Raw genomic sequence first — 22964 nt, forward strand, 5'->3', positions numbered from 1 at the left:
TGTCGAGCGCGGCAATACGAAAGGAAAGACCGAACAGGTCGGCTTCGGCATCGAGATAGGAACCGTAGGTGATCATCACCCCCGCCCCGAGCGACAGGGTGAAAAAAGCGTGACCCAAAGCACCGAGCAGGGCTCGGGGAGTGAGCAAGGAAAAATCCGGCGTAAACAGAAACCGCAGCGCCAACATCCCGCCCGGCGAAAACATACTATGCAGAAACAACAGAATCAGCAACCCGAACAGGGCGGGCATGAGTATCTTGCTCCAGCGCTCGATGCCGCCCCGTATGCCGCCGATCACAATGCCGGCGGTCGCTGCAAGAAACAGCGCCTGCCAGAACAGCCCCCGAAAAGCGGAGGCGGTGAGCTTCAGGAACAGGCCGCCGATCTGTTCCGTTCCCCCTTTTGAAAACTCGCCGCTGGCGGCCTTGAAGACATAATCAAAACTCCATCCCGCCACCACGGAATAGAACGCCAGCAGCAAAAACGCAGCCACCACACTGACAGCGCCAACCCATTTCCAGCGACTGTCCGGTCCCTCGAGAACCAGAAAAGAACCGATGGCGTCACGTTGACCGCAGCGACCAATGATCAACTCGGCAACCATGATCGGCAATCCCAGCAACAGGATACACCCAAGGTAAACCAGGACAAATGCGCCGCCGCCATAAGTACCTGTTATGTAAGGGAACTTCCATATATTTCCAAGACCGACCGCGCTGCCGGCCGCGGCCAGAACGAAACCCGCCCGACTGGCCCACCCTTTACGAGTCGAGGAACGAGCGTCCATAGAGTTTTCCTTCACCTGGCGAATGGGTGTGACAGCCCCTGATTTTCAGAAAAAAAGCAGCGAATCGGAATCCAGGAAATCCTCGAAGGTAATGTTCTCGACCCGACCGGAGAATTCCGACAGATTGCGCTTGGCCCCCGAATGATAACGCAACCCTTCTTCTACGCGCCTGATGCAGGCCAGTTCCACGGTGCTCTGCACCACGCCGCTGCAGGCAACCTCCAGACAGAACAGCACCTGGGCTTCATCGCCAGCAACACTCCGCATTCCTATCACCCGGCAGGAAAGGATCCGGAAAGCCCCCTGCAAATGCTGCCTTGCATATTGGAGATATTCCTCACAAGTGGCGAATGCCTGCAAAAAAGGGGCGTCTTTATGATAAGTTGAAAAAATAAACCTGAAGTCATTTCTACGAAATGCCTCGCATCGGTTCAGCACCAGTTGCGCGGCTTCCTGAAGCATGTGAGCATTTTTTCCGCTGTTGTCCGCCATACCTGCCCTATCGATCATTGCTTGAGGCGCGGGTCGAGAGCATCACGTATGCCCTCCCCCAAAAGATTGTATCCCAGCACCGTAACCAGAATGGCCAGCCCCGGAAACACCGACAGCCACCAGGCCGTCCCGAGGGTCTGCTTGCCGGCTATAAGCATGTTGCCCCATGAAGGTGTCGGCGGCTGTACCCCGATGCCGAGAAACGACAGTGCGCTCTCGACGAGAATCGCCCCGGCCACGCCGAGCGTGGCGGACACCAGAATGGGCGACAGGGCGTTGGGCAGAATATGCCGAAAAATAATCCGTCCGTCGCGGGCGCCCAGAGCCTTTGCCGCCAGGACATAGTCCCGTTCGCGCAAGGAAAGAAACTCGGCCCTGACCAGCCTGGCGATCCCCATCCAGCTGGTAAGACCAATGACGATCATAATATTCCAGATGGAAGGCTCAAGAAAAGCCACCACCGCCAGGATCAGGAAAAAGCTGGGAAAGCACAACATGATATCGACAAAACGCATGATCACGCCATCGATCCAGCCACCGTAATAGCCGGACAGCGCACCAATCACAATACCGATGCAGGTCGATATGCCAACGGCCACAAAACCTACCAGCAGGGAAATGCGCGCACCATGGAGAATACGCGCCAGCACATCGCGCCCCAGATCATCGGTTCCCAGGGGGTATTCCGGGCAAGGCGCCAGCAATTGATGCCCCACATCGATGGCACCGGGATCCCGTCCGACGAAGGAAGCCAGCAGAGCCAGTACAAACATCAACACGACAATAGCAGCTCCCGCCAATGCCAGTCGGTTGCTTCTCAGCTGTCCCCAAAAAATCCCGGGGCCGCTTGCAACGTTCGTAAAAGTGTCCATGATCATTCCCGACCAAGCCGTTGAATTTCTTCGGGGGACAATATTCCCTTGTTTTCCAAAAGTTCAATCAATTTATCAAGCTTATCACGATAAACATCTGTTTCCTGGCTACTTTCATTGCATGCTTGTTTTTTAAAACCAGCCCCGGCGGGATGATTTTGAACATAATTTCTCTGGATGGCGCCATAAATGGCGGATTCGGATGCGAGCACTGGCAAAATGCTGAAACCCGTCATAAACTCAAGAGCATCAATAACTGTCAGGTTGCAGGGATCGGCCATTGCCACGCGCAGCACCGGCCCGCTACTGGACTGGAGTCGCGCCAGTGGAAAAACCGTAAAGGCGAAAGCACGCTCCATGGGCACACAATCAAGCACCTCCGGAGGGGAAAAAAAACCGTCAAGGTTTATCCGTGGCAACTGCAGATTCTCCGCCAGGAAATCGAGCAGTTTATCCTCGGAGAGAAAACCCAGCTTCACCAGGGATGCACCCAAAAGACATCGCTGATTTTTCTGGTAGCACAGCGCCGCCTTCAACTCCTGCTCGCCAACCAGTCCGGCATCCAGCAATAACCGTCCCAGCTTCGCTCTCTTGTCACGCATCGAGCACCTCTCGATCTGGATCCGGGGGGGCATGGCCCTCATCCCATGTCAAGCTCTTAAGCGGCAAACCATTGAACCTTTCAACGTTTCCGGATGCGTGGATCGGCCAGGGCATAGGCAACATCGGCAATCAGATTGCCGAACAGGGTCAATACCGCACCAATCACCAGAACTCCCATAATCAGGGGATAATCCCGCATCATAACGCCATCGTAGAACATCTTGCCCATTCCGGGGATGGCGAAAATGGTTTCAAAAATCACACTGCCGCCGATCAGGCCCGGCACCGAAAGACCAAGTATGGTGATGACCGGCAACAGGGCATTGCGCAAGGCATGTCTGAAGATGACGGCTTTCTCCGACAATCCCTTGGCACGCGCCGTGAGAATATAATCCTGGCGGATCACCTCCAGCATATTGCCGCGCATATAGCGGGAAAACCCTGCAAGCCCTCCAAATGCCGAAACAAATACCGGTAAAACCAGATGATGCAGAACATCGGCCACCTGCCGCCAGGCACTGAAATATTCATGGCCAAGGGATTTAAGGCCAGCAATGGGAAACAGTCCGAGACGCACGCCAAAAAAATCCATCAGCAGCAACGCCAGCCAGAACGACGGCGTGGCAAACCCCAGGAAAACAAAAACGGTGGTAAACCGATCGAACAGGGAATTGCGGCGCACTGCGGAAATCACTCCCAGCGGCACGGAAACCAGCAGTATAAGGCTGATGGAAAGCAGATTGATCATGATGGTGACCGGCAGCCGCTCGACAATCTTTTCGGCAACGGGGCGGCGGTCCTGCACAAAGGATTCGCCGAAATCGAAACGGGCCAGCCGTCCCAACCATTTGCCGTACTGCACCAGCAACGGTTTGTCCAGATCGTACTGAGCGCGCAGCCGCTCACGCAATTCGGCGCTGACCTCGGGATTGAGCTGGGTCTGCAAATCGGTCGGCTCCCCCGGTGCGAGATGAATCACGACAAAGGATATCAGCGTGATGCCCAGCAGCAAGGGGACCATCAACAGCAGACGTTTTACGATCGGAACAATCATGACGACATCTCAATCAGCGCTGGTACTTCTGCTGGTCTTGGGGCACGTACCAACGGATAAAATTATGCATGATGCCGGCCGGGGCCGGCTCAATGCCCTGGAAGCGCCGGGCGACCACGGGCAAGGCTTCGGGAACATAAAGGAAAACATACGGCTGCTGGTCGGCCAGAATCTCCTGAAACCGGTCATAAATACGCTTGCGTCGACCCTGGTCGAAGGTATGTCTGCCCTCTTCCAGCAAACGGTCCGCTTCGTCGTTTTGGAAACCGATGAAATTGAGTTCTCCGGCGCGGGTTTTACTCGAATGCCAGACATCGTAGGCATCCGGGTCGAGGGTGATGTTCCAGGCGAGAATGGTGGCATCAAAATTCCCGGGATTGATAAATTCCTTCAGAAAGGATGCCCATTCAATGACCCGCAATTTAACGGAGATCCCAACCTCCAGCAGACGGCGCTGAATGATCTCCCCTGCCTTGACCCGGGTGTCGTTGCCCTGGTTGGTCACAATGGTAAAAGCAAACGCCTTGCCGTCCCGGTCGAGAATGCCGTCACCATCGGTATCGACCCAGCCGGCCTCGGCCAGCATGCGACGTGCCAGGTCAGGATCGTAGGCGTAGCGGCGGACTTTGGAGTTGTGTGGCCAGGTACCCGGCTTGTAGGGACCCGTGGCCTGCGTGCCGAGGCCGAACAACACACCCTCAACCAGTTCTTCCTTGTTGATGGCGTGAGCTACGGCGCGACGTACCCGCACGTCCTGAAAAAGCGGCCGCCGCAGATTGAAGCCGAGATAGGTATAGGAGAAATCGGGATAACGGAATTTTTCAAAACGCCTGCGGAAGGCGGGGGATTCCGTCTGCCGGACATACTGCAAAGGCGTCAGCCCCATGTAATCGATGCCACCGGATCGCAATTCGAGGAACATGGTGGATGGATCGGGAATGATGCGGTACACCACGCGGTGAATGTTGGGGCGTCCTTCAAAATAATCGGGATTGGCCTCCAGAACGACTTTTTCCCCCGATTTCCATTCCACGAAGCGATAGGGTCCGGTGCCGATTGGAGCCCGCGTGAGGGGACTTCTGGTCACATCCCTGTTTGTCAGAAGATGTTTCGGGTGAATGGGGAAACCCCAGCTGATCAGGGCGCTGGCCAGAGGCTTGCCGTAACGGACGCGAAAGGTGTACGGATCGACAACCTGTGCCTGCACCACCTGCCGGTAGCGTTCGGCATAAGCCGTGGGAACGGTGGGATCGACAAGCAGCCGATAGGTGAACAGCACATCCTCTGCGGTAAATGGGTGGCCGTCGTGCCAGCGCACATCCTGTCGCAAATGAAAGGTGATGGTGAGATTGTCCGGAGAGATCTCCCATGCGCGGGCGAGTTCCCCCTCGAGCTGCAGATTTTTGTCGTAACGGACCAGACCGTTGTAGACCAGCCCGTTGATGTCGCTCGAAGCCGAGTCGGAAGCCAGTACCGGCAACAGGTTGCTCGGTTCGCCGATACTGCCCATTAACAGAGTATCGCCATAAGCCGGTGATCCGGTCGGGTCAGACGATGAGACACCAGGCTGGTGCGTATCGCAAGCGGCGACCAGACCAAGAGTTGCGGCCAGAACACAAAGCAGACAAATGAACCGACAGCGTTCGATGCATTTCACGGCAAGTTCCTGATCTGCACGCCGGCCGGGGGCGTCAGGCGAAAGCGGATCGCGGGAATCTCGGCGTTAACCCGCACATCCCTCCAGATCAGCTCAAGTTCCATGTCAACCGCAGGCAGGCTCATATATATCTGCTGAGGCAACCCGTCTTCCGGGCGAACGGTTCTGTATTCAACCCTTAACAGCTCCATGCCGTCGCTGCTATAAGACACCTGGCGCAACTGTTTCTGTCGGTCAAAATACAATCGCTGCTCGCGTCCATCCTGGGCGTGGCGGCGCATGCTGTAAAGACCTTCATCAACCTCCACAAGGCCGCTGTATCCCGGCAACAAAGGGACATCACAGAACACAAACTGGAGCAACTCCCTCAGTTCAAGAGGGAACCGCACCAGTCGATAAAGATTCTCGGGCGTGGCCGGCCCCGTATAGAAGGCGGATTCGCCGGGAACCAGGGCCGACAACCGATCATCGGCCGCGGCAACGGTCACCACCGGCTGCCCGAACAACCCGAGCACCTCGGCCCGGAAAAGATCCGGCCGCTGGATGAGCAGGACCTGCTTGACATTCTGCTCTTCCTCGCCGCTGACAACGCGCAGGGAAGCCGTTCCCTGCAGGGAATGAAAGCGGCGGCCTTGCGCCTCAAGGTTTTTCATCAAGGTCAACGCATCGACGGCAGGCAAACCTTCAACGGGAGGTCGCAGGGGCGCGCAGCCCCCTGCCAATAACAGGCCCAGCGCCAGAAGGCCAGCAACCAGCCTGCCCCATCCGGGCTCACAGGTGCGATTGAGCGCCACGCAGCTTTTTTTCCAGATCCCCATCATCCGGCCTCAACTTCCATGCACGCTCGTAAACGGCGGCGGCTTTCTCCCAGATTTCCATTGCTCCATACAGATCCGCAAGATGCTCAAGAACCAGTGCATCCTCGGGCAGCAGGGCCGCTGCAGCCTCCAGTTCCCTGCGAGCTTCACTGAAACGTCCCATTTTGAAAAGGACCCAACCCAGGGTATCGATGATATGAGCTTCATTGTTCAGGTCAAGGGCCTTGCGTGCCAGAGTAAGGGCCTCCTCCAGGTTCTCGCCCTGTTCGGCAAAACTGTAAGCGATGAAATTCATCGCTTCATAATGCTTGTGGTCCAGCTCGATAGCCCTCCGCATGTCCTGGATGGCGCCTTTACGGTTGTCCTGTTTTTCCAGAAGCAACCCGCGTTGGTAATGCAGTTCGGCGGAGTCGGGAAACTTTTCCATCCCCCGCTTCAGCCATGGACCGGCACTGGTATCGTCTCCCCGCTCATGATACAGGCTGATCAGAAAAGTGTACAGCTGAGGAGTCCCGTCATTGTCCCGCAGGCGGTCTTCAAGCAGTCGGATGGCCTTATCGCGCTGTCCGTCCCTGTAATACAGGTAGCCCAGATGGCTGGTGGCATCGAGAAAAAATTCCGATTCCGGGGGAAGCCTGAGAAAAGCGGCGATGGCGTCGGACCATTGTTCCTGGTTTTCGCGAACCACCCCCAGATAGAAGAGACCCTGCTCATGCATCGGTTCGGCAGCCAGTAGCAATTCGAAGGCTTCACACGCCTCCTTCCAGGCCTTTTTTTCCATCAGCAGCAGACCGAGCATGCGGCGCGCCTCGAGACGGTCGGGCTGTTCCCTGAGCATGGCATGCAATATATCGAGTGCCTGATCGGGCTGCCCCGATTCCACCAGAACCCGCACAAGCTGATAACGAAAATCATCCGCGGAGGGGTTGGCGGCCATGCCCTGCTTCAATACGGCCAAAGCCTGTTCCTTTTGCCCCAGATCCTGGAAAATCCGGGCCAGCTCGACATATCCCTGAACCTCCTGGGGATGCCGCTGAAGAAATTCGCGGTAGGTACGTTCGGCCATCGACGTCAGCCCGAGCTGTCGATAAAGTCGCGACAGAGCAAGCCCCCCGGCAACGGAATCGGGATTTTTCTGAAGCATTTCCTTCAGAACCCGGATGGCACCCTCACTGTCCTCAAGACGCACATGAGCCGCGGTAAGCTGCAGATACACTTTTTCAAGAGAGGGATCGAGTGCCAGCACCCGGTTCAGGTGCACGATCGCCTCGCTGAATGCCTGCCGATTGTATAGAAGGTTCCCCAGCAGCAAGTGCGCATCGACATAATCCGGATCTTGAACAAGCGCGTCACCGAGGGACTTCTCGGCCTGTTTCTGGTCGCCCCGCGCCAGCATGATTTCCGCCATCATCATCCGCAGATATGCCGAACGTGGATCGTAGTGAATCGCCTTGCGAAGCGCTTCTTCAGCCTCCGGCAAGCGGTTTGCCAGGGCCAGCAGCCGGGCCCGGGCAAACTCATAGAGAGCCTTGCTCGAAAAAGTGGACTGCTTCGATCCGCCCTGTTGCGAGCTGACTGTTTTCTCATCAAGAGGGGGCTGTCCCGACCAGGACGCGGACAGACATCCGACCAACGCAATACCAACCAGTAAAAACGTCAAACCCTGCTTGAACATCCGGAGCCCCCACGGGCAGAGGGAATAAAGAAGGCTTTTAGGTAAACGAGAAAACGGCGACGGAAGTAATCAATGCAAAGACGCCGGCCACGAGAAAACGAGAATGAAACTAGCATACCATACCGATACCGTCAATCACTTTACCCCCGGCACAAAACCTCTTTACAGGAATCGTCCTTATGTTAAAATCACAGCGTTATCGTATATTTATACCGGGAGACAAAATGGATTCACAAACCCTTCACAAGGCCCTTCTCGCACCTCGTACCTTTGATTCCGAGGTGGCCGGCATCGACTTCAAAGAGACCCATATTTCACGTTTGTATTTTGTCGGCGACCGCGTCTACAAAATCAAAAAACCGGTCGATTTCGGATTTCTTGATTTCACGACCCTCGAAAAACGCGCCTTTTTCTGCCAGGAAGAGCTACGCCTCAACCAGCGCTTCTGCGACGGGATTTATCTGGAGGTTGCGGAGATCCGCGAACAAAACGGCACAATCACGATCAACGGACCGGGGCATACCATCGAATATGCCGTGGTCATGAAACGCCTTCCCGAAGACAACATGCTGCCGCGCCTGCTGGCCCGCAATGACCCCGCCCTGCCCCGGCGCGTCGCCGAACTGGCACGTCATGTGGCGCGGCTTTACCAGCAACTGCAAAGTATCGGCCCCGCAACAGACATCAGCCATCTCGATGTGGTGCGAAACAACTGGCAGGAAAATTTTCTTCAGACCGAGCCCTTCATCGCCAAAACCATCTCTTCGGAATGCTTCGATCTGCTCAAAAGGCATATCCTGGACTTTGAGAACCGCCAGGCCGAATTGTTCCGGCGGCGCGAGCGACAGGGCTGGGTTCGCGATGGACATGGCGATCTCCACTGCGAGCATATCTGCTTCATGGACGACAAGATCGCCATTTACGACTGCATCGAATTCAACAGGCGCTTCCGCATCGCCGATATCCTGGCCGATCTGGCCTTTTTGGTCATGGATCTCGAAATGCGTAATCACTATGATCTGGCGACCATCGTTCGGGAAAATTACTTCGCAATCGTCGGTCAAACGGCGGATACCGACCTGCTGCTGCCTTTCTACCAGATTTACCGGGCTTATGTGCGCGGCAAGGTCGAATCCTTCCTGAGCGCAGACGCCGGCGCCGATGCCTCCACCCGCGAAGCCGCCGCGGCACGGGCAAAACAATACTTCAATCAGGCCCTCGGCTATCTTTGCCGCACTCCGCAACTGGTGCTCACCTGCGGTCTGATGGGAACCGGCAAAACAACGCTCGCCCGCAAACTGGCCATTCCCATGGGCGCCCGGTTGCTGCGATCCGACGTAATTCGCAAGGAACTCGCGGGACTGTCTCCCGAACAGCGCCGCGCCGAGGATTACGGCAAGGGACTCTACAGCAGCGAGACCAGCCAGGCCACCTACGATGCCCTGCGGGAACGAGCCCTTGAGACTCTGAAGACAGGCCGCCCGGTGATCGTTGACGCGAGTTTCCATGCCCGCCGGGATCGGGAACGTTTTCGCCTGGAGGCAAAAAACGCAGGGTACCGGGTGTGGACAGTGGAAGTGACCTGTGATCGTGCGGTGGCCCTGCAACGCCTCGACCACCGGCAAAAGCACGAAACAGATGCCTCCGACGGGCGGTGTGCGCTGTACGATCAGCAGGCGGCCTGTTTCGAGGCAACCGGAAACGAGCCAGGCGTGTTACGCGTAGACGGCCAGGCTGAAATACATGCCACCATTGATCATCTGTTGCGCCGTTTTCTCCGGGAAGAATAAAACCCGGCACCAAACGTCGGTGCTGACGTCCTGATAACGCGTGATGGAAACGTGGTAATATTGAGGGTAGCGAACCGCGGCGGAAAAGGGCCGTTTCCAGATTCAGTGCAAGGTTATTTTCAGGAGCATGCCATGAACATTCAAATCAATGAGCAGGGCGCCGTGGTGTTGATCTCCGTCGGGGAAGAACGTCTCGACGCCCACAACAGCGGCGATTTGAAAACCCGCCTGCTGTCATTGTTCGAAGGCGGGAAAAACAACATGGTCATCAACCTGCAAGGGGTTCGCTTCGTCGATTCCTCCGGGTTGGGGGCTCTGGTGTCGGGATTTAAAAATGCCAGCGCCCGCAACGGCAGCCTCAAACTCGCAGGGTTGCAGCCCCAGGTCCAGTCCATGTTCGAACTGACCCGCCTTCATCGTGTTTTTGAAATATTTCCCAGCCCCGAAGAAGCCATTGCCAGCTTTCAGGTCTGACCCTGTGGAGGCTCGATGAGCGAAAGGATAGAGCTCGACATCACGCTTCCCAAGGAAACCCGCTATCTAGGCCTCGTAGGCCAGATCGGCGAGTCCATGGCCCGCGCTCTTGAACGCTTTTCGGGAGATCGGGAGGAACTGGCGTATCACATCAACCTGGTTCTCACCGAGGCCATGGCCAATGCCATCAAGCATGCCGATCAGCCGACCTCGACGGAAGTACGTATCACCATCACCCTGGCCCGGCACAAACTGACCATAAGAGTCTACGATCAGGGCCAAGGCTTCGACCTCCACACCGTGAGCCCGCCCGACACCGCGTCCCTGCAGGAACGGGGACGCGGAATTTTCATCATTCGCGCCATTATGGACCGGGTATCTTATCGCAAACTCAAAAGCGGACATGTCCTCGAAATGGAGAAAACGCTTCACTGACGGATCCGTTGGTTCTGCACCTCGCCCTCTGGCAACACAGCGTTCCCTTCTTGACCGCCAGTTTCCAATGACGCACCGGATGATCGGCGAAAGCTCCCTGTCGACATCAGAATAAACGGCCAACTGCAGGCGTTATCGACCCAGCCCCCGCCGCCGGCAATACAGAATCCCGGCAAGCCCAACCATAACCATGGGCAGGGACAACATCTGCCCCATGGAGACGCTGCTCCAAAACAACCCGATATGCGCATCGGGCTCCCGCACCAATTCCAGCATGAAACGCAGAGCTCCATAACCGGCCAGAAAAGTGAAAAGCGGCACACCTTTCGCTACCTGCCGGACATGCAGGAGCCACAATAGTAAAAACAGAACAATTCCCTCGAAAAAGGCCTCATAGAGCTGACTGGGATGCCTGGGCAGCGGCCCGGCCCCCGGAAAAACCATCCCCCAGGGCAAGGTCGTGACGCGACCCCAGAGTTCACCATTGATGAAATTGCCGATACGCCCCAATCCGAGTCCGATGGTTGCCGCGGTGACGAGGATATCTCCCAGAAGCAAACTATCGATGCCTGTGCGCCGGCACCACCACAGCGCGGCCACAATAACGCCCAACAGACCGCCATGAAAACTCATGCCGCCCTGCCAGACCGCAAAAGCCTGCAGTGGATGCTGCAGATAAAACCCCGGATCATAAAACAGCACGTAACCGAGACGGCCCCCGGCGATGACGCCAATCACGCAATAAAACAGCAAATCGGCAACCTTTTCCGAACTCAGATCAAGTCGGCGGTAGCGGGCCAGATAATTGATAATCAGGTAAGCCGCAAGAAAGCCGAGCAGATACATCATGCCATACCAGCGTACGGCAAAAGGCCCGAGACGAAAAATAACCGGGTCGATATGGGGATATGACAGCATGGAGTCCTCGATCGATGACAAAAATATCAGTGAAAATTTCAACCTTGCTTGTCTGGGCCGCCAGGACCCGATTCCGGATGGCGAGCACACTCGAGCCATCGTAAAAAGTCCATTGGCAAGGGAGCCTCAAAAACCACGGGGGTCTTCGTAATCGGGTGCTCCAGCTCGATTCTCCAGGCATGCAGCATCTGCCTGGGTACCGCCTGCCCGCACCGGTTGGCCGGGCCTCCATACCGGATGTCGCCGAGCAACGGATGACCGGCTTCGGAAAAATGTACCCTGATCTGATGAGAGCGCCCGGTGGGAATTTCAACTCTCACCAGCGTAGCCTCGGCAAACCGCTCAACCACACTATACTGGGTCAAGGCCTCCTTCCCCCCGCGATCGACCGATTTCATGAGATTGGTACGATGTTGCCGGGCGATTTCGGAATGGAAGATGCCCTGCTCGCAGGCCAGGCATCCGTCGACCAGAGCCAGATAGATTTTCCGAACGCTGCGATTCGAAAAACTAGCGGACAAAGGCTTGTGAGATCCAGGATGCGTGGAAAAAACCAAAACCCCCGAGGTGTCCCGGTCGAGACGCTGTACCATCCCCAATGAGGGCCTTGTCCCGCGGCGGAAAGGGTTGTCGAGATGCCGTATGAGCGCTTCGTAAAGTGTGCCTTTATAACGGGCGGGCGTAGGCTGGGTATTGATTCCCGCAGGTTTATTGACAGCGATAAGATAAGAATCCTGATACAGGATATTCTCTTCGCCAATGGAAAAAATATCTTGTGGCTCACCGTCAACGAAAATTTCCAGTGCCGCTCCCTGCCCCACAACCTGGGAACTGCGCCGCAGGCGCCGGCCATCCATGTGCACCCCCCCAAGGTCTATGATTTTTCGAGCCATGCCTCGGGAAAAACCCGGGACCGCCTGGGCAAGGTACTGATCAAGGCGCATGCCGTGGCATGCAGCAGGAACCGTAATCCGGAAAACACTTCCGGCCATTTTCAACCCTTTCGATAACGCCCCGACGAATTCGGAATCTTCTGCCTGGATCACCGGTCTGGCAACAAAGTCGTCACCCGGGGAACACGGGTTCCACGCTGGATCGGTTTCATGCTAACACAGGCCATTTCCATTGTCGCCGCAAAACAGATTGTCAATCCAGTCGATAATGTCACCAGGCCATTGACAGGCCGTCGTACTGTGCTAGCATTTGCTTCGCAGGTGGCACGATGTTGTCTCTGAGATGCGCGAGTATCCTGGATAAGCTGACCAACATAATGATCGAGATGTCTTTCACCCGTTGCCATGGTGAGCCAGCCTACCTTGCAGTGGGACGCCTGAAATGGCCGGTGAAGACCAAGCTTTTGGTCCGGTCCTATTTTCCGGAGCAATCGGCATCTCGGAGACGCAACAGCAAGCCCCACGCAGAAAAGCCCCGCACACCGTGCGGGGCTTTGTTGTGTCACAAACGAGTTGGAGGAAAACCCTGGTGCATCAACCGTTCAGCCCAACACTGGCTTATCCAGCACAAAGCAGATAAAGGATCCTTCAAAGACGCGCTTTTCACCACTTGCAACGTAGCAGTGAACGCGATGCTTTCGGCCTTCATGGTTCTCAAGGCGCGCCGTGGCCTCCATCACCTCGCCGCAGCGAACAGGCGCAAGAAATTTTACATCGGCGCTGCCCAGAACGACATGGGGATCATTGACCGCGAGCATCGCAGCATAGTCTGCAAGCCCGAATGTGAACCCTCCATGTACCAGGCCGTGCTCATCGGCAGCCATAGCCGCCGTGGTCTGCAGACGGGCAACGGCCTCGCCCTCCTGCAGAGCCACCAATTCACCAACCAACGTCGACGAGATAGCTAAATGGGTTCTGGCTTTCATGATCCCTCCTGCAAGGCGTGTAAAAAGGGAACCGGGTTACTCCCCGCTATCGACCCGTTCACGAAGCTGCTTGCCGGTTTTGAAAAAAGCAGTTTTCTTTGCCGGAATGGAAACCACCTCACCGCTCTTGGGGTTTCTGGCCTCACGCGCCTCACGTGTGCGCACGGTGAAAGACCCAAACCCGCGAATCTCAACGCGGTCGCCATCGACCAGAGCGTCGCGAATGCTATCGAGTACGGTATTGATTACCAGTTCCGATTCCTTTTTGCTGAGCATTCCGTTCACACAGGAAAGCTCCTCGATCAACTCACTTTTGGTCATGAACTCAAACCCTCCTGGTCATTGGCCCGTCCACAGATATTGCATGACCGGAGTGCCCTCCTGCCTTTGCTCCAGCACGCGACCCACCTGCGAGGCGGATTCTTCTATAAAATATTTCAACAGGCTTTCTTTGGGCTTCGATGGATAAACCAGCTTCGGCTCACCGCGAATCCCTGCAAGTTCGGAAGCAACCCTGACAGCGTCCTGCAATCCACCAAGCTGATCGACAAGCCCGGCTTCCTTGGCCTGCCTCCCGGTAAATATACGCCCGTCGGCCAACTGTTTGACATTGGCAACAGGCATTTTTCGACCTTCGCTGACCGCATGGACAAACTGATCGTAAACATCATCGATGATACTTTGCAGAATATGACGATCGGCAGCCGTCATCGGCCTCAGCGGCGACCCCATATCCTTATGTTCCCCGCTTTTGACGACCTGGTTTTTCAATCCAAGCTTGTGATAAAGATCCTCAAAATTGGTGACCTGCATAATTACCCCGATACTTCCGGTGATGGTGCCGGGGTTGGCCAGTATGCGATGCGCAGGGATGCTGACATAGTACCCCCCCGAAGCAGCAACGGATGCCATGGATGCGACAACTGGCTTGACTGCCGCGAGGCGCGCCACTTCGTCGTGTATCTCCTGAGAAGGCGCTACGGCTCCGCCCGGGGAGTTGACCCTCAGAATGACGGCCTTGATCGAAGTATCATCCCTGAAGGAAAGCAATTGCGTAACGGTCTCCTCGGATTCCGTAAGCATGCCTTCGATTTCAATAACCCCGATGCGTTCACCCAGGGGTAGTCCCTGAAAATCTCTACCGCAGCGCGACAGCAACAGGGTCAGAACCACGAATAAAAGAAAGATGGCCCCGAGCGTCAGCAGGGCCATCAAAAAAGGTCGTTTCTTCATGAAAGCATCAAGCGTACCGGCCGGCAATGACAATCCGACCGGTACGATTCCGTAAAAGGATTAATCTTTGTCACCGGCCTTATCGAGAGCGCCCTTGAAGATATCCCCAAGATTGGACGTGGCGCTTTTCTGCGAGCCGAGGAACGCATCGACTTCAGCTTTCTCCTTCTGCTGCGCAACATGCTTGATGGACAACGCGATTTTCTTGTCGTCGGTGTCCACATGCAGAACCACGGCTTCAAGGAGATCACCCACCTTGGCGAAATCCTTCGGTGAATCGATTTTTTCCTTGCTGATTTCAGAAACGTGGATCAATCCCTCGATCCCCTCCTCGACTTCCAGGAAAATGCCGAAATCGGTAACGGAGGTAACTCTCCCCTGGATCATGGTGCCGGGAGCGTAACGGGTGGCGATGGTCTGCCAGGGATCGGATGCCAACTGTTTGATGCCAAGCGAGAACCGCTCGTTGTCCTGATCGATATTGAGGACCACGGCCTTGACCACATCACCTTTTTTGTACAACTCGGAGGGATGCTTGATGCGCTTGGTCCACGAAAGATCGGAAATGTGCACCAGACCGTCAATGCCATCATCAACGCCAACGAAGATACCGAAGTCGGTGATGTTCTTCACCTGACCCTCGATAATGGTGCCGATGGGGAATTTCTCGCCGATGACTTCCCAGGGGTTGCGCTCGGTCTGCTTCAGTCCCAGGGAAATGCGACGGTTGGCCACGTCGACGGCAAGCACCACCGATTCGATTTCGTCGCCGATATTGAGAATCTTGCTGGGATGCTTGATCCGCTTGGTCCAGCTCATTTCGCTGACATGAATCAGCCCTTCGACACCTTCGTCCAGTTCGACAAATGCGCCGTAGTCGGTCAGACTGACCACCTTGCCGGATACCCGGTTACCGATGGGGTATTTATCGGCGACGCTCAGCCAGGGATCCGAAGTCAGTTGTTTCAGACCAAGAGACACACGTTCCTTCTCGCGGTCGAACTTGAGAACCTTGACCTTGATCTTGTCTCCCACGGCCAGGACATCGGAGGGATGCGCCACGCGTCCCCAGGACATATCGGTGATGTGCAACAGGCCATCGATGCCGCCAAGATCGATAAACGCGCCGTAATCGGTGAGATTCTTGACCACGCCGACCACTTCCTGGTCCTCCGCCAGGGTTTCGAGAGTATCCTGGCGCAGCGTCTCGCGCTGCTCTTCCAGCAGGACGCGACGCGACAGAACAATATTGCCGCGCCGTTTATTGAGCTTGATGATCTTGAATTCGAAGGATTCGCCAAGCAGTTTATCCAGATTGCGCACCGGGCGCAGATCAACCTGGGAGCCAGGCAAAAACGCATTGACGCCGATATCGACAGACAGGCCGCCTTTGATGCGGGCGGCAATACGGCCTTCGACGACGGCGCCTTCTTCGAGATTGTTCCAGATTTTCTGACGGTCGGCTTTCTCCTTCGACAGGCTGATCAGCCCGTTCTCATTCTCACGGCGCTCGAAAAGCACATCGATTTTGTCGCCGACCTTGACATCCACCTGGCCGCTCTCGTCACTGAACTCAGAAAGAGGAATGATGCCTTCGGACTTGTATCCGACATCGACCACGACCATGTCGCCGTTGATCTGCAGAACCGTGCCCTCGACAACGTCACCTACATTGAGCTCCTTGATGCTGCTCTCAAAAAGCTCGCTGAAGCTCTGTTCCATGTCCTCGAATTCATCATCCATGAATTCATCAGTGTTTTTGTTTTCTTTAGCATCTACCATTAACAAACTAACCCCCTAAGCGATAATCCTGCCGACCCGCGACAGCGATGCCCCCGAGGACATCGGAGCGACCTTAGCATGATAACACTAAAAAAACAAACATTTATTTGGACACACCCGCGACCCGTTCCACGACCTGATCGATAATCCAGCGGGGGGTGGATGCACCGGCGGTGATACCGACACATTCGACGCCATCAAACCAGCTGTCCTGGATCTTTTCAGCGGTTTCCACATGAAAAGTCCGTGGTTGAATATCCTGGCAGATCTGCGCCAGGCGGGTGGTGTTGGCGCTGTTGAATCCGCCGACAACCAGCATCAGATCCGCCTCCCTCGCAATTTTCCGCGCCTCGTTCTGGCGTACCGAGGTCGCATCGCAAATGGTGTTGAAGATCCGCACCTCCTTGCTTTTCTCAAGGCAGGTTTCGGCTACCTGCTGGAGGTTTTTGAAAGACTGGGTGGTCTGGGCGACGAGGCCCAGTTTGGGACGGTTCGGCACCCGCTCGGCTTCCTTGCAGTCGGCCACCACGAAGACTTCCCCGCCACGGGTATAGGAAATGATACCCTGCACCTCGGGATGATCTTTTTCACCGACCAGGACTACCGAATATCCCTCGTTGCACAGCATCGTGGCATAATCCTGGGCTTTTTTCACAAACGGACAGGTTGCGTCGACAATTCTGAGATCCCGCTGGTGTATCATATCGAGTTCCTCGGCGGTAATGCCGTGGGATCGGATGATAACCGCACCGTGATCGATATCCTCCACTTTACCGATAACCTTGACCCCCTTTTCCTCCAGTTTTTTAACAACTTGCGGGCTATGAATGATCGGCCCCAGGGAGCAGATATGGGGATATTCGTCGGCGGCTTCGAAAGCAAGGTTGGTAGCGCGCTTGACGCCAAAACAGAACCCGGCACTGGCGGCCAGAATGATCTTCATGACGCGGGGGTCTCCTTCAGATTAACGTCCTGCAAGCGGCTCTGGGCAACCACCTCAAGCATGCGCTCCAGAACCTGGTCGATGTCAAGGTGAGTGGTGTCGATGCACACCGCATCCTGCGCCTGGCGCAGCGGCGCGTGGGTGCGTTGGGTATCGGCGGCGTCCCGGGCCTCGACTTCCTCGATGGTGCGCTCGAGATCGACGTCAAGCCCCTTGTCCCTGAGTTCGAGCCAACGGCGTCTGCCTCGCTCGGCGGCGCTTGCGGCCAGGAAAAATTTGACATCGGCTCCGGGAAACACCACCGTGCCGATATCGCGCCCCTCCAGCACGACGCCACCGTTGCGACCCAGTTCGCGCTGCAATTCGACAAGTGCCCGGCGCACCACGGGATGCGCGGAGACCCTGGATGACAAGAGGCTGATTTCCGGAGTCCGGATGGCTTCGGAGACATCCTCGCCATTGAGCAATACCCGCTCCATCTCGTCCTGACGAACGAAGCGGATCTCGAGCCGTAGGCACAATGCTGAAAGGGATGCTTCGTCATCCGGTGCGATGCCGGCCCTGTGGGCGGCAAGGGCCACCGAGCGGTACATGGCGCCGGTGTCGATGTTAACATAATTGAGCTTTTTGGCCAGACGACGGCTCAGGGTACTTTTGCCGACACCGGAAGGACCGTCGATAGCGATGATAAGAGCTTGTTTCAAAAGATCGGCCTTTCTCGATCAGAATTGGTCAAACCTCGCGGGACGCATCGAAAAGCTCCCAGAAACCGGGAAAGGATGTCGCGGTGCACGCCGTTTCAGAAATGGTTACCGACCCCCGGGCCCGCAGGGCGGCCACGGCCATGCTCATGCCGATGCGGTGATCGCCAAGAGCGGACACCTGCCCTGCGCCGAGTTCGCTGCCGCCGTCAATCACCATGCCGTCATCCCGCGCCTCGACCTGGGCACCGAGAGCTTCGAGCTGGGAGCACATGGAAGCAATGCGGTCGGTTTCCTTGACCCGTAATTCCCGGGCATCGCGGATCACCGTCCGGCCTTCGGCAAAACAGGCGGCAACGCTGATCACCGGAAATTCGTCGATGGCGCGCGGCACCAGGGCACCGCCGATTTCCACGCCCTTCAGATCACTGGCCCGCACCAGGATATCCGCCACCGGCTCTCCCGAACATTCCCGCTGATCGAGCAACTCGATTTGTCCGCCCATCGCACGCAGAATATCGATAATGCCGCTGCGGGTCGGATTCACGCCCACCTGCCGGATAATAAGTTCCGAACCGGGCACGATCAGAGCGGCCACCATGAAAAAGGCGGCTGAGGAGATATCGCCGGGCACCGTCACCTCGCGCCCCTGCAAAGCTCTGCCGGGATACAGGATTACGCCTCCGTCAAAAGGCCTGACGTCGGCACCGAACCAGCGCAGCATGCGTTCGCTGTGATCCCTGGACACATGGGGCTCACGAATGGTGGTCGGCCCGTCGGCATACAGCCCGGCCAGCATCAGCGCGGACTTTACCTGCGCGCTGGCGACCGCCGACTGGTGAGTTATCCCCGTGAGTGGACTGCCCTTAAGAGCCAGGGGAGCGAATTCACCACCGGCGCGGCCCAGAATTCTGGCCCCCATGCCGGTCAGCGGCACGACGACGCGTTTCATGGGACGCTTGCGCAGAAACCGGTCGCCGGTCAATACGGAGAAAAACCTCTGTCCCGCCAGCAGGCCGGTCATCAGCCGCATGGTGGTTCCGGAGTTTCCGCAATCGATAACATCCTGGGGCTCCTGCAGACCGTTCAGACCCCGCCCTCTGATACGCAGAACATCACCGGGTTCATCCAGGACCTCAACCCCCATGCCGCGAAAAGCCTCCAGGGTTGCAAGGTTGTCTTCACCGCGCAACAACCCCCGAATTACCGTCTCCCCCTTGCCCAGCGCGCCAAGCATGACAGCCCGATGGGAAATCGACTTGTCGCCGGGAACCTGAATTTCACCGCGCAACCGGCCCCCGGGCCGGATAACCTGTAGATCACGCATATTTTCCCCTGTTTCTTGCATCGGGCGGCGCCCGAAAATTCTCAAACGATGGCGTCGCGCCTTTGTTTGGACCGCTGGAAAAAGTCGAACAGCGCATCGGCATTGCCGGCAGCGATGTCGCTCTTCACTGTTGCCAGGCTTTTTTCGAAGATCCCGATCACCTCCAGCAGCGCTTCACGGTTGCTCAGCGCGATATCCCGCCACATGGTCGGATCGGACGAAGCAATGCGTGTAAAGTCCCTGAATCCGCCCGCCGAATAGCTGAGGATGTCCTCGTCCTGGTCTCCGCAGCCGACCACGGCATTGACCAGCGCATAGGCAACCATGTGCGGCAGATGGCTGATGGCCGCCAGGATGTGGTCGTGTTTTTCCGGCGTCATGTCAACCACTTCACTGCCAGCGGCCCGCCACAACTGCCGGATCAGCTCCAGGGCGCCGCGATCGGTACGCGAGGTCGGCGTGAGGATGCAGCGCCGCCCCCGGTACAGCGTGGCAAAGGCCGCCTCCGCGCCGCTGCGTTCGGTACCGGCCACGGGATGTCCGGGCACAAAATGCACGCCTTCGGGGAGCAACGGCTCGATCGCCGCGACCACCTCGGCCTTGACACTGCCGCCATCGGTCAGAACCGCGCCCTTTTTCATATACGGCAGGGCCTCCGCGGCCACCCGCGCCAGGGTCCGGACCGGCGTGGCCAGGAATACCACATCGGCCTCCGCCACTCCTTCTACGAGGGAATGAGTGAAACTGTCGATTATGCCTCTCTCGCAGGCCGTTTCAAGGTTTGCCCGCCCGCGGCCGATGCCGACCACCTCGCCGACGAGACCAGCTTGCTTGAGGGCCAGCGCAAAGGATCCTCCGATGAGACCGACACCCACCACGGCCAGCTTGGAAACATAGAAATCCGACATATCTATTGAATGCATCCTGACAGAAAAGAAGATTGATTTAACGGCAACGCGGATAGGACCCCAGGATCTTGAAGGAGCGGCAGCAGGACTGAAGGTCCGCCAGCGCCTCACTGACCGCGGCATCCTCGGCATGCCCTTCCAGATCAAGGAAAAACACATACTCCCAGGCCTTGGATTTGATCGGCCGGCTTTCGATCTTGGTGAGATTGATGTTCCGGCGACTGAACGGTTCAAGCATCCTGCAGAGAATGCCAGGTTGATCGGCGACAATAAACATGACGGAGGTCTTGTCCTGTCCGGTCCGCGGGGAGAGGGTCCGGCCGACCACCAGAAAACGGGTGAGGTTGTTGGTATTGTCCTGAATTTTCGACTTGATGATGCGCAGTCCGTAAAGGGAGGCGGCGATTTCACTGGCAATGGCTGCGATGCCCGGATCTTCCGACGCCTGGCGCGCGGCCATGGCGGTGCTGGGCGCATCGACAAGGGGAACATCGGCAAGGTTTTCTTCAAGCCAGTGGCGGCACTGGGCAAGGGCCTGGGGATGGGACAGAACCCTGCCGACATCCTCCATCCTGCCGCTGACGGAAAGCAGATCATGGGAGATTTCCATCAGGATTTCCGCATTGATTACCAGATCCGACTCGACGAACATGTCCAGGGTATGGGAGACGATTCCTTCGGTGGTGTTCTCCACCGGCACCACGCCAAAATCGGCCCGGCCCCGACGCACTTCCTCAAACACCGCGGGGATACTTTTCAGAGCCACAAGCTGAGCGGAAAAACCGAACTGCTTCTGTGCCGCCTGGTGGGTGAAAGTCGCCGACGGCCCGAGAAAGGCCACCTTCATGGGCTGTTCAAGGGACAGGGAAGCGGAAATAATCTCCCGAAAAACGCGTTTCACCGCATCCGCGGGGAAAGGCCCGCAATTCTGGGCAACAAGCCGTTCGAACACGGCAAGTTCCCGCCCCGGGTTGTAAAAATCGAGCCCCTGGCCGGCCTTGGCCTGCCCGATCTGCTGGGCCACAAGCGCCCGCTGGTTCAGCAGGGACAGGATCTGATCATCGATCCCATCGATTTTCCGTCGCAATTCGGCCAATACTTTTTCCACTGTCTCCATACACGTTCCACCCCGCTGAAATATGGGCTGCAAGATTAGCCTATCCTTGCGCAAAAAGCAAACGAAAGCCGGGCACCGGCCTGCACTCCAGCATAATTCTTGACCCCCCGCACGCAAGACATTACACTGCGACCGGAAGCACCCGGCATGTATTCTTTTACCAGGGAGGGGCCATGGCTATTTCCACGAAAGTTTCCGCGTTTATCGAACGGGCATCATGGATTCGAAAGATGTTCGAGGAGGGTACGCGCCTGAAAGCCATACACGGCGATGACAACGTCTTCGATTTTACCCTCGGCAATCCTTCGACGGAACCGCCCGAAGCCTTCAACAAGGCACTTCTTCAACTGGCCAGCCATCCGCAACCAGGCATGCACCGCTATATGAACAACGCCGGTTATCCGGAGACACGCGAGGCCGTGGCGCGGCATCTCTCCCGAACCGCTCCATCGCCGGTCGAAGCCCGCCATATCGTCATGACCTGCGGCGCCGGGGGGGCGCTGAACGTGGCCCTCAAGACCATTCTCGACCCCGGCGACGAAGTTCTGATCCTGGCCCCCTACTTCGTCGAATATATCTTTTACGTCGACAACCACGGCGGCACCACCAGATCCGTTGCAACCCGCAAGGACAGCTTTCAACTCGACATCGATGCCATCGAAGCCGCCATCGGCCCCAGAACCCGGGCCATCATCATCAATTCCCCCAACAACCCCACCGGCGTCATTTACCCGGCGGCGGACCTGCAAGCCCTCGGCAATATGCTGGCGCGCAAGGAGCGGGAATCGGGCCGTACCCTTTTTGTGCTATCCGACGAACCCTACGCCCGCCTGGCCTATGACGATGCAACGGTCCCCTGCATTTTCGAGCACATTCGCAACGCCGTCATCATAACCTCCCATAGCAAGGACCTGGCCCTGCCGGGAGAGCGTATCGGCTACCTTGCCGCCAACCCGGCCATGGACGACGTTCAGCAATTCATCGAGGGTGCCGTTTTCTGCAACCGGGTGCTGGGATTCGTCAACGCGCCGGCCATGATGCAGCGTCTGGTTGCCGGCCTGCAGGAGGAAAGCGTCGACATTGCGGATTACCAGGTCAAACGGGACATGCTCTTCGAGCACCTGACCCGCCTCGGCTTTCGGACCGTCAAGCCGCAGGGAGGTTTTTACCTTTTCCCGGAATCACCCATCGAGGATGATGTGGCCTTCACCCGCATGGCGCTGGAACACCGCGTGCTGGTGGTGCCCGGGCAGGGATTCGGCGCTCCCGGCTACTTCCGTATCGCTTACTGCATTCCCATGCAGACCATCGAGGCAAGCCTGCCAGCCTGGGAAAAAATCGCCCGGGACGCCGGGCTGTAAACATCCCCGCACAAACAGCAACGCCCGGGGCTTATGTTCCCGGGCGTTGCTGATTTTCACTTCTCCACACTATGCCGCCCGTTCATCACTGCCGCCGTTTGAAAAAGCAGAGCGTGGACGCTGAATGCCGTGCGGTCC

23 protein-coding genes and 1 other RNA gene are annotated in these 22964 nt (G+C 57.0%); 5 read left to right on the forward strand and 19 right to left on the reverse strand.

Annotated elements, in window-relative coordinates:
- The 8 genes from AB7E65_RS05360 to AB7E65_RS05395 all read right to left on the reverse strand — a co-directional run.
- Positions 1-787, reverse strand: a 787-nt coding sequence (locus AB7E65_RS05360; RefSeq protein WP_428745414.1) for a sodium-dependent transporter, incomplete at its 3' end; no start/stop codon positions are given.
- A 45-nt stretch (positions 788-832) separates the two neighbouring features.
- Positions 833-1297: a YchJ family metal-binding protein gene (locus tag AB7E65_RS05365; RefSeq protein WP_428745415.1), complete on the reverse strand. Its 465-nt coding sequence runs from the start codon at positions 1295-1297 to the stop codon at positions 833-835.
- A complete protein-coding gene (locus AB7E65_RS05370; RefSeq protein WP_072287844.1) occupies positions 1294-2151 on the reverse strand; it encodes an ABC transporter permease in 858 nt (285 codons plus the stop codon). The genes AB7E65_RS05365 and AB7E65_RS05370 overlap by 4 nt, the downstream gene beginning before the upstream one ends.
- 2 nt (positions 2152-2153) lie before the next feature.
- A complete protein-coding gene (locus tag AB7E65_RS05375; protein ID WP_072502058.1) occupies positions 2154-2720 on the reverse strand; it encodes a hypothetical protein in 567 nt (188 codons plus the stop codon).
- A gap of 113 nt (positions 2721-2833) precedes the next feature.
- Positions 2834-3808 (reverse strand): ABC transporter permease, encoded by a 975-nt coding sequence (locus AB7E65_RS05380; protein ID WP_072287846.1) that lies wholly within the window; start codon positions 3806-3808, stop codon positions 2834-2836.
- Between the two features lie 13 nt (positions 3809-3821).
- Positions 3822-5465: a peptide-binding protein gene (locus tag AB7E65_RS05385; RefSeq protein WP_235605433.1), complete on the reverse strand. Its 1644-nt coding sequence runs from the start codon at positions 5463-5465 to the stop codon at positions 3822-3824.
- Positions 5462-6286, reverse strand: a complete 825-nt coding sequence (locus AB7E65_RS05390; RefSeq protein ID WP_428745416.1) for a hypothetical protein — start codon at positions 6284-6286, stop codon at positions 5462-5464. The genes AB7E65_RS05385 and AB7E65_RS05390 overlap by 4 nt, the downstream gene beginning before the upstream one ends.
- Positions 6237-7958, reverse strand: a complete 1722-nt coding sequence (locus AB7E65_RS05395) for a tetratricopeptide repeat protein (RefSeq protein ID WP_428745417.1) — start codon at positions 7956-7958, stop codon at positions 6237-6239. The genes AB7E65_RS05390 and AB7E65_RS05395 overlap by 50 nt, the downstream gene beginning before the upstream one ends.
- Before the next feature lie 224 nt (positions 7959-8182).
- Between AB7E65_RS05395 and AB7E65_RS05400 the strand changes: the two genes are divergently transcribed.
- From AB7E65_RS05400 to AB7E65_RS05410, 3 genes are all read left to right on the forward strand, one after another.
- Complete coding sequence (locus AB7E65_RS05400) at positions 8183-9748, forward strand: AAA family ATPase (RefSeq protein WP_072287849.1); 1566 nt, start codon at positions 8183-8185, stop codon at positions 9746-9748.
- A 132-nt stretch (positions 9749-9880) separates the two neighbouring features.
- Positions 9881-10222 (forward strand): STAS domain-containing protein, encoded by a 342-nt coding sequence (locus tag AB7E65_RS05405; RefSeq protein WP_072287850.1) that lies wholly within the window; start codon positions 9881-9883, stop codon positions 10220-10222.
- 15 nt (positions 10223-10237) lie between these two features.
- Positions 10238-10657 carry an ATP-binding protein gene (locus AB7E65_RS05410; protein WP_072287851.1) on the forward strand — a complete coding sequence of 140 codons (420 nt, stop codon included), beginning with the start codon at positions 10238-10240 and terminating at the stop codon, positions 10655-10657.
- 132 nt (positions 10658-10789) lie between these two features.
- On the opposite strand, the gene lgt is transcribed toward AB7E65_RS05410, so the two are convergent.
- Both lgt and AB7E65_RS05420 read right to left on the reverse strand, forming a co-directional pair.
- Positions 10790-11572 carry a prolipoprotein diacylglyceryl transferase gene (lgt, locus tag AB7E65_RS05415; protein ID WP_072288201.1) on the reverse strand — a complete coding sequence of 261 codons (783 nt, stop codon included), beginning with the start codon at positions 11570-11572 and terminating at the stop codon, positions 10790-10792.
- A gap of 41 nt (positions 11573-11613) precedes the next feature.
- Positions 11614-12567, reverse strand: a complete 954-nt coding sequence (locus AB7E65_RS05420; protein ID WP_428745418.1) for an RluA family pseudouridine synthase — start codon at positions 12565-12567, stop codon at positions 11614-11616.
- A gap of 233 nt (positions 12568-12800) precedes the next feature.
- Between AB7E65_RS05420 and ssrS the strand changes: the two genes are divergently transcribed.
- Positions 12801-12978: non-coding RNA, 6S RNA (gene ssrS, locus AB7E65_RS05425), on the forward strand.
- 92 nt (positions 12979-13070) lie between these two features.
- Here ssrS and AB7E65_RS05430 read toward each other — a convergent pair.
- The 9 genes from AB7E65_RS05430 to pheA form a co-directional block, all read right to left on the reverse strand.
- The gene (locus tag AB7E65_RS05430; protein ID WP_072287852.1) at positions 13071-13454 is read right to left on the reverse strand and encodes a PaaI family thioesterase; all 384 of its coding nucleotides are present in this window, start codon (positions 13452-13454) and stop codon (positions 13071-13073) included.
- 36 nt (positions 13455-13490) lie between these two features.
- Positions 13491-13775, reverse strand: coding sequence for an integration host factor subunit beta (locus AB7E65_RS05435; RefSeq protein WP_072287853.1), 285 nt, complete (start codon positions 13773-13775; stop codon positions 13491-13493).
- Positions 13776-13793: 18 nt separating this feature from the next.
- Complete coding sequence (sppA, locus tag AB7E65_RS05440) at positions 13794-14687, reverse strand: signal peptide peptidase SppA (protein ID WP_072288203.1); 894 nt, start codon at positions 14685-14687, stop codon at positions 13794-13796.
- 60 nt (positions 14688-14747) lie between these two features.
- Positions 14748-16469: a 30S ribosomal protein S1 gene (locus AB7E65_RS05445; RefSeq protein ID WP_072287854.1), complete on the reverse strand. Its 1722-nt coding sequence runs from the start codon at positions 16467-16469 to the stop codon at positions 14748-14750.
- Between the two features lie 103 nt (positions 16470-16572).
- Positions 16573-17412 carry a 4-hydroxy-3-methylbut-2-enyl diphosphate reductase gene (locus AB7E65_RS05450; RefSeq protein ID WP_320361415.1) on the reverse strand — a complete coding sequence of 280 codons (840 nt, stop codon included), beginning with the start codon at positions 17410-17412 and terminating at the stop codon, positions 16573-16575.
- A complete protein-coding gene (gene cmk, locus AB7E65_RS05455; RefSeq protein WP_428745419.1) occupies positions 17409-18116 on the reverse strand; it encodes a (d)CMP kinase in 708 nt (235 codons plus the stop codon). Before cmk ends, AB7E65_RS05450 begins: the two co-directional genes overlap by 4 nt.
- 28 nt (positions 18117-18144) lie before the next feature.
- On the reverse strand, positions 18145-19440 hold the full coding sequence (aroA, locus tag AB7E65_RS05460; RefSeq protein ID WP_428745420.1) for a 3-phosphoshikimate 1-carboxyvinyltransferase: 1296 nt from the start codon (positions 19438-19440) through the stop codon (positions 18145-18147).
- Positions 19441-19481: 41 nt separating this feature from the next.
- Positions 19482-20348: a prephenate dehydrogenase gene (locus AB7E65_RS05465; RefSeq protein ID WP_072287858.1), complete on the reverse strand. Its 867-nt coding sequence runs from the start codon at positions 20346-20348 to the stop codon at positions 19482-19484.
- 37 nt (positions 20349-20385) lie between these two features.
- On the reverse strand, positions 20386-21465 hold the full coding sequence (gene pheA, locus AB7E65_RS05470) for a prephenate dehydratase (protein ID WP_072287859.1): 1080 nt from the start codon (positions 21463-21465) through the stop codon (positions 20386-20388).
- 173 nt (positions 21466-21638) lie between these two features.
- Between pheA and AB7E65_RS05475 the strand changes: the two genes are divergently transcribed.
- Positions 21639-22826 carry a pyridoxal phosphate-dependent aminotransferase gene (locus AB7E65_RS05475; RefSeq protein ID WP_320361412.1) on the forward strand — a complete coding sequence of 396 codons (1188 nt, stop codon included), beginning with the start codon at positions 21639-21641 and terminating at the stop codon, positions 22824-22826.
- Positions 22827-22964: the final 138 nt, after the last annotated feature.

It is taken from the genome of Syntrophotalea sp. (assembly GCF_050253115.1).
In the GTDB taxonomy this organism is placed as follows: Bacteria; Desulfobacterota; Desulfuromonadia; order Desulfuromonadales; family Syntrophotaleaceae; genus Syntrophotalea; species Syntrophotalea acetylenica.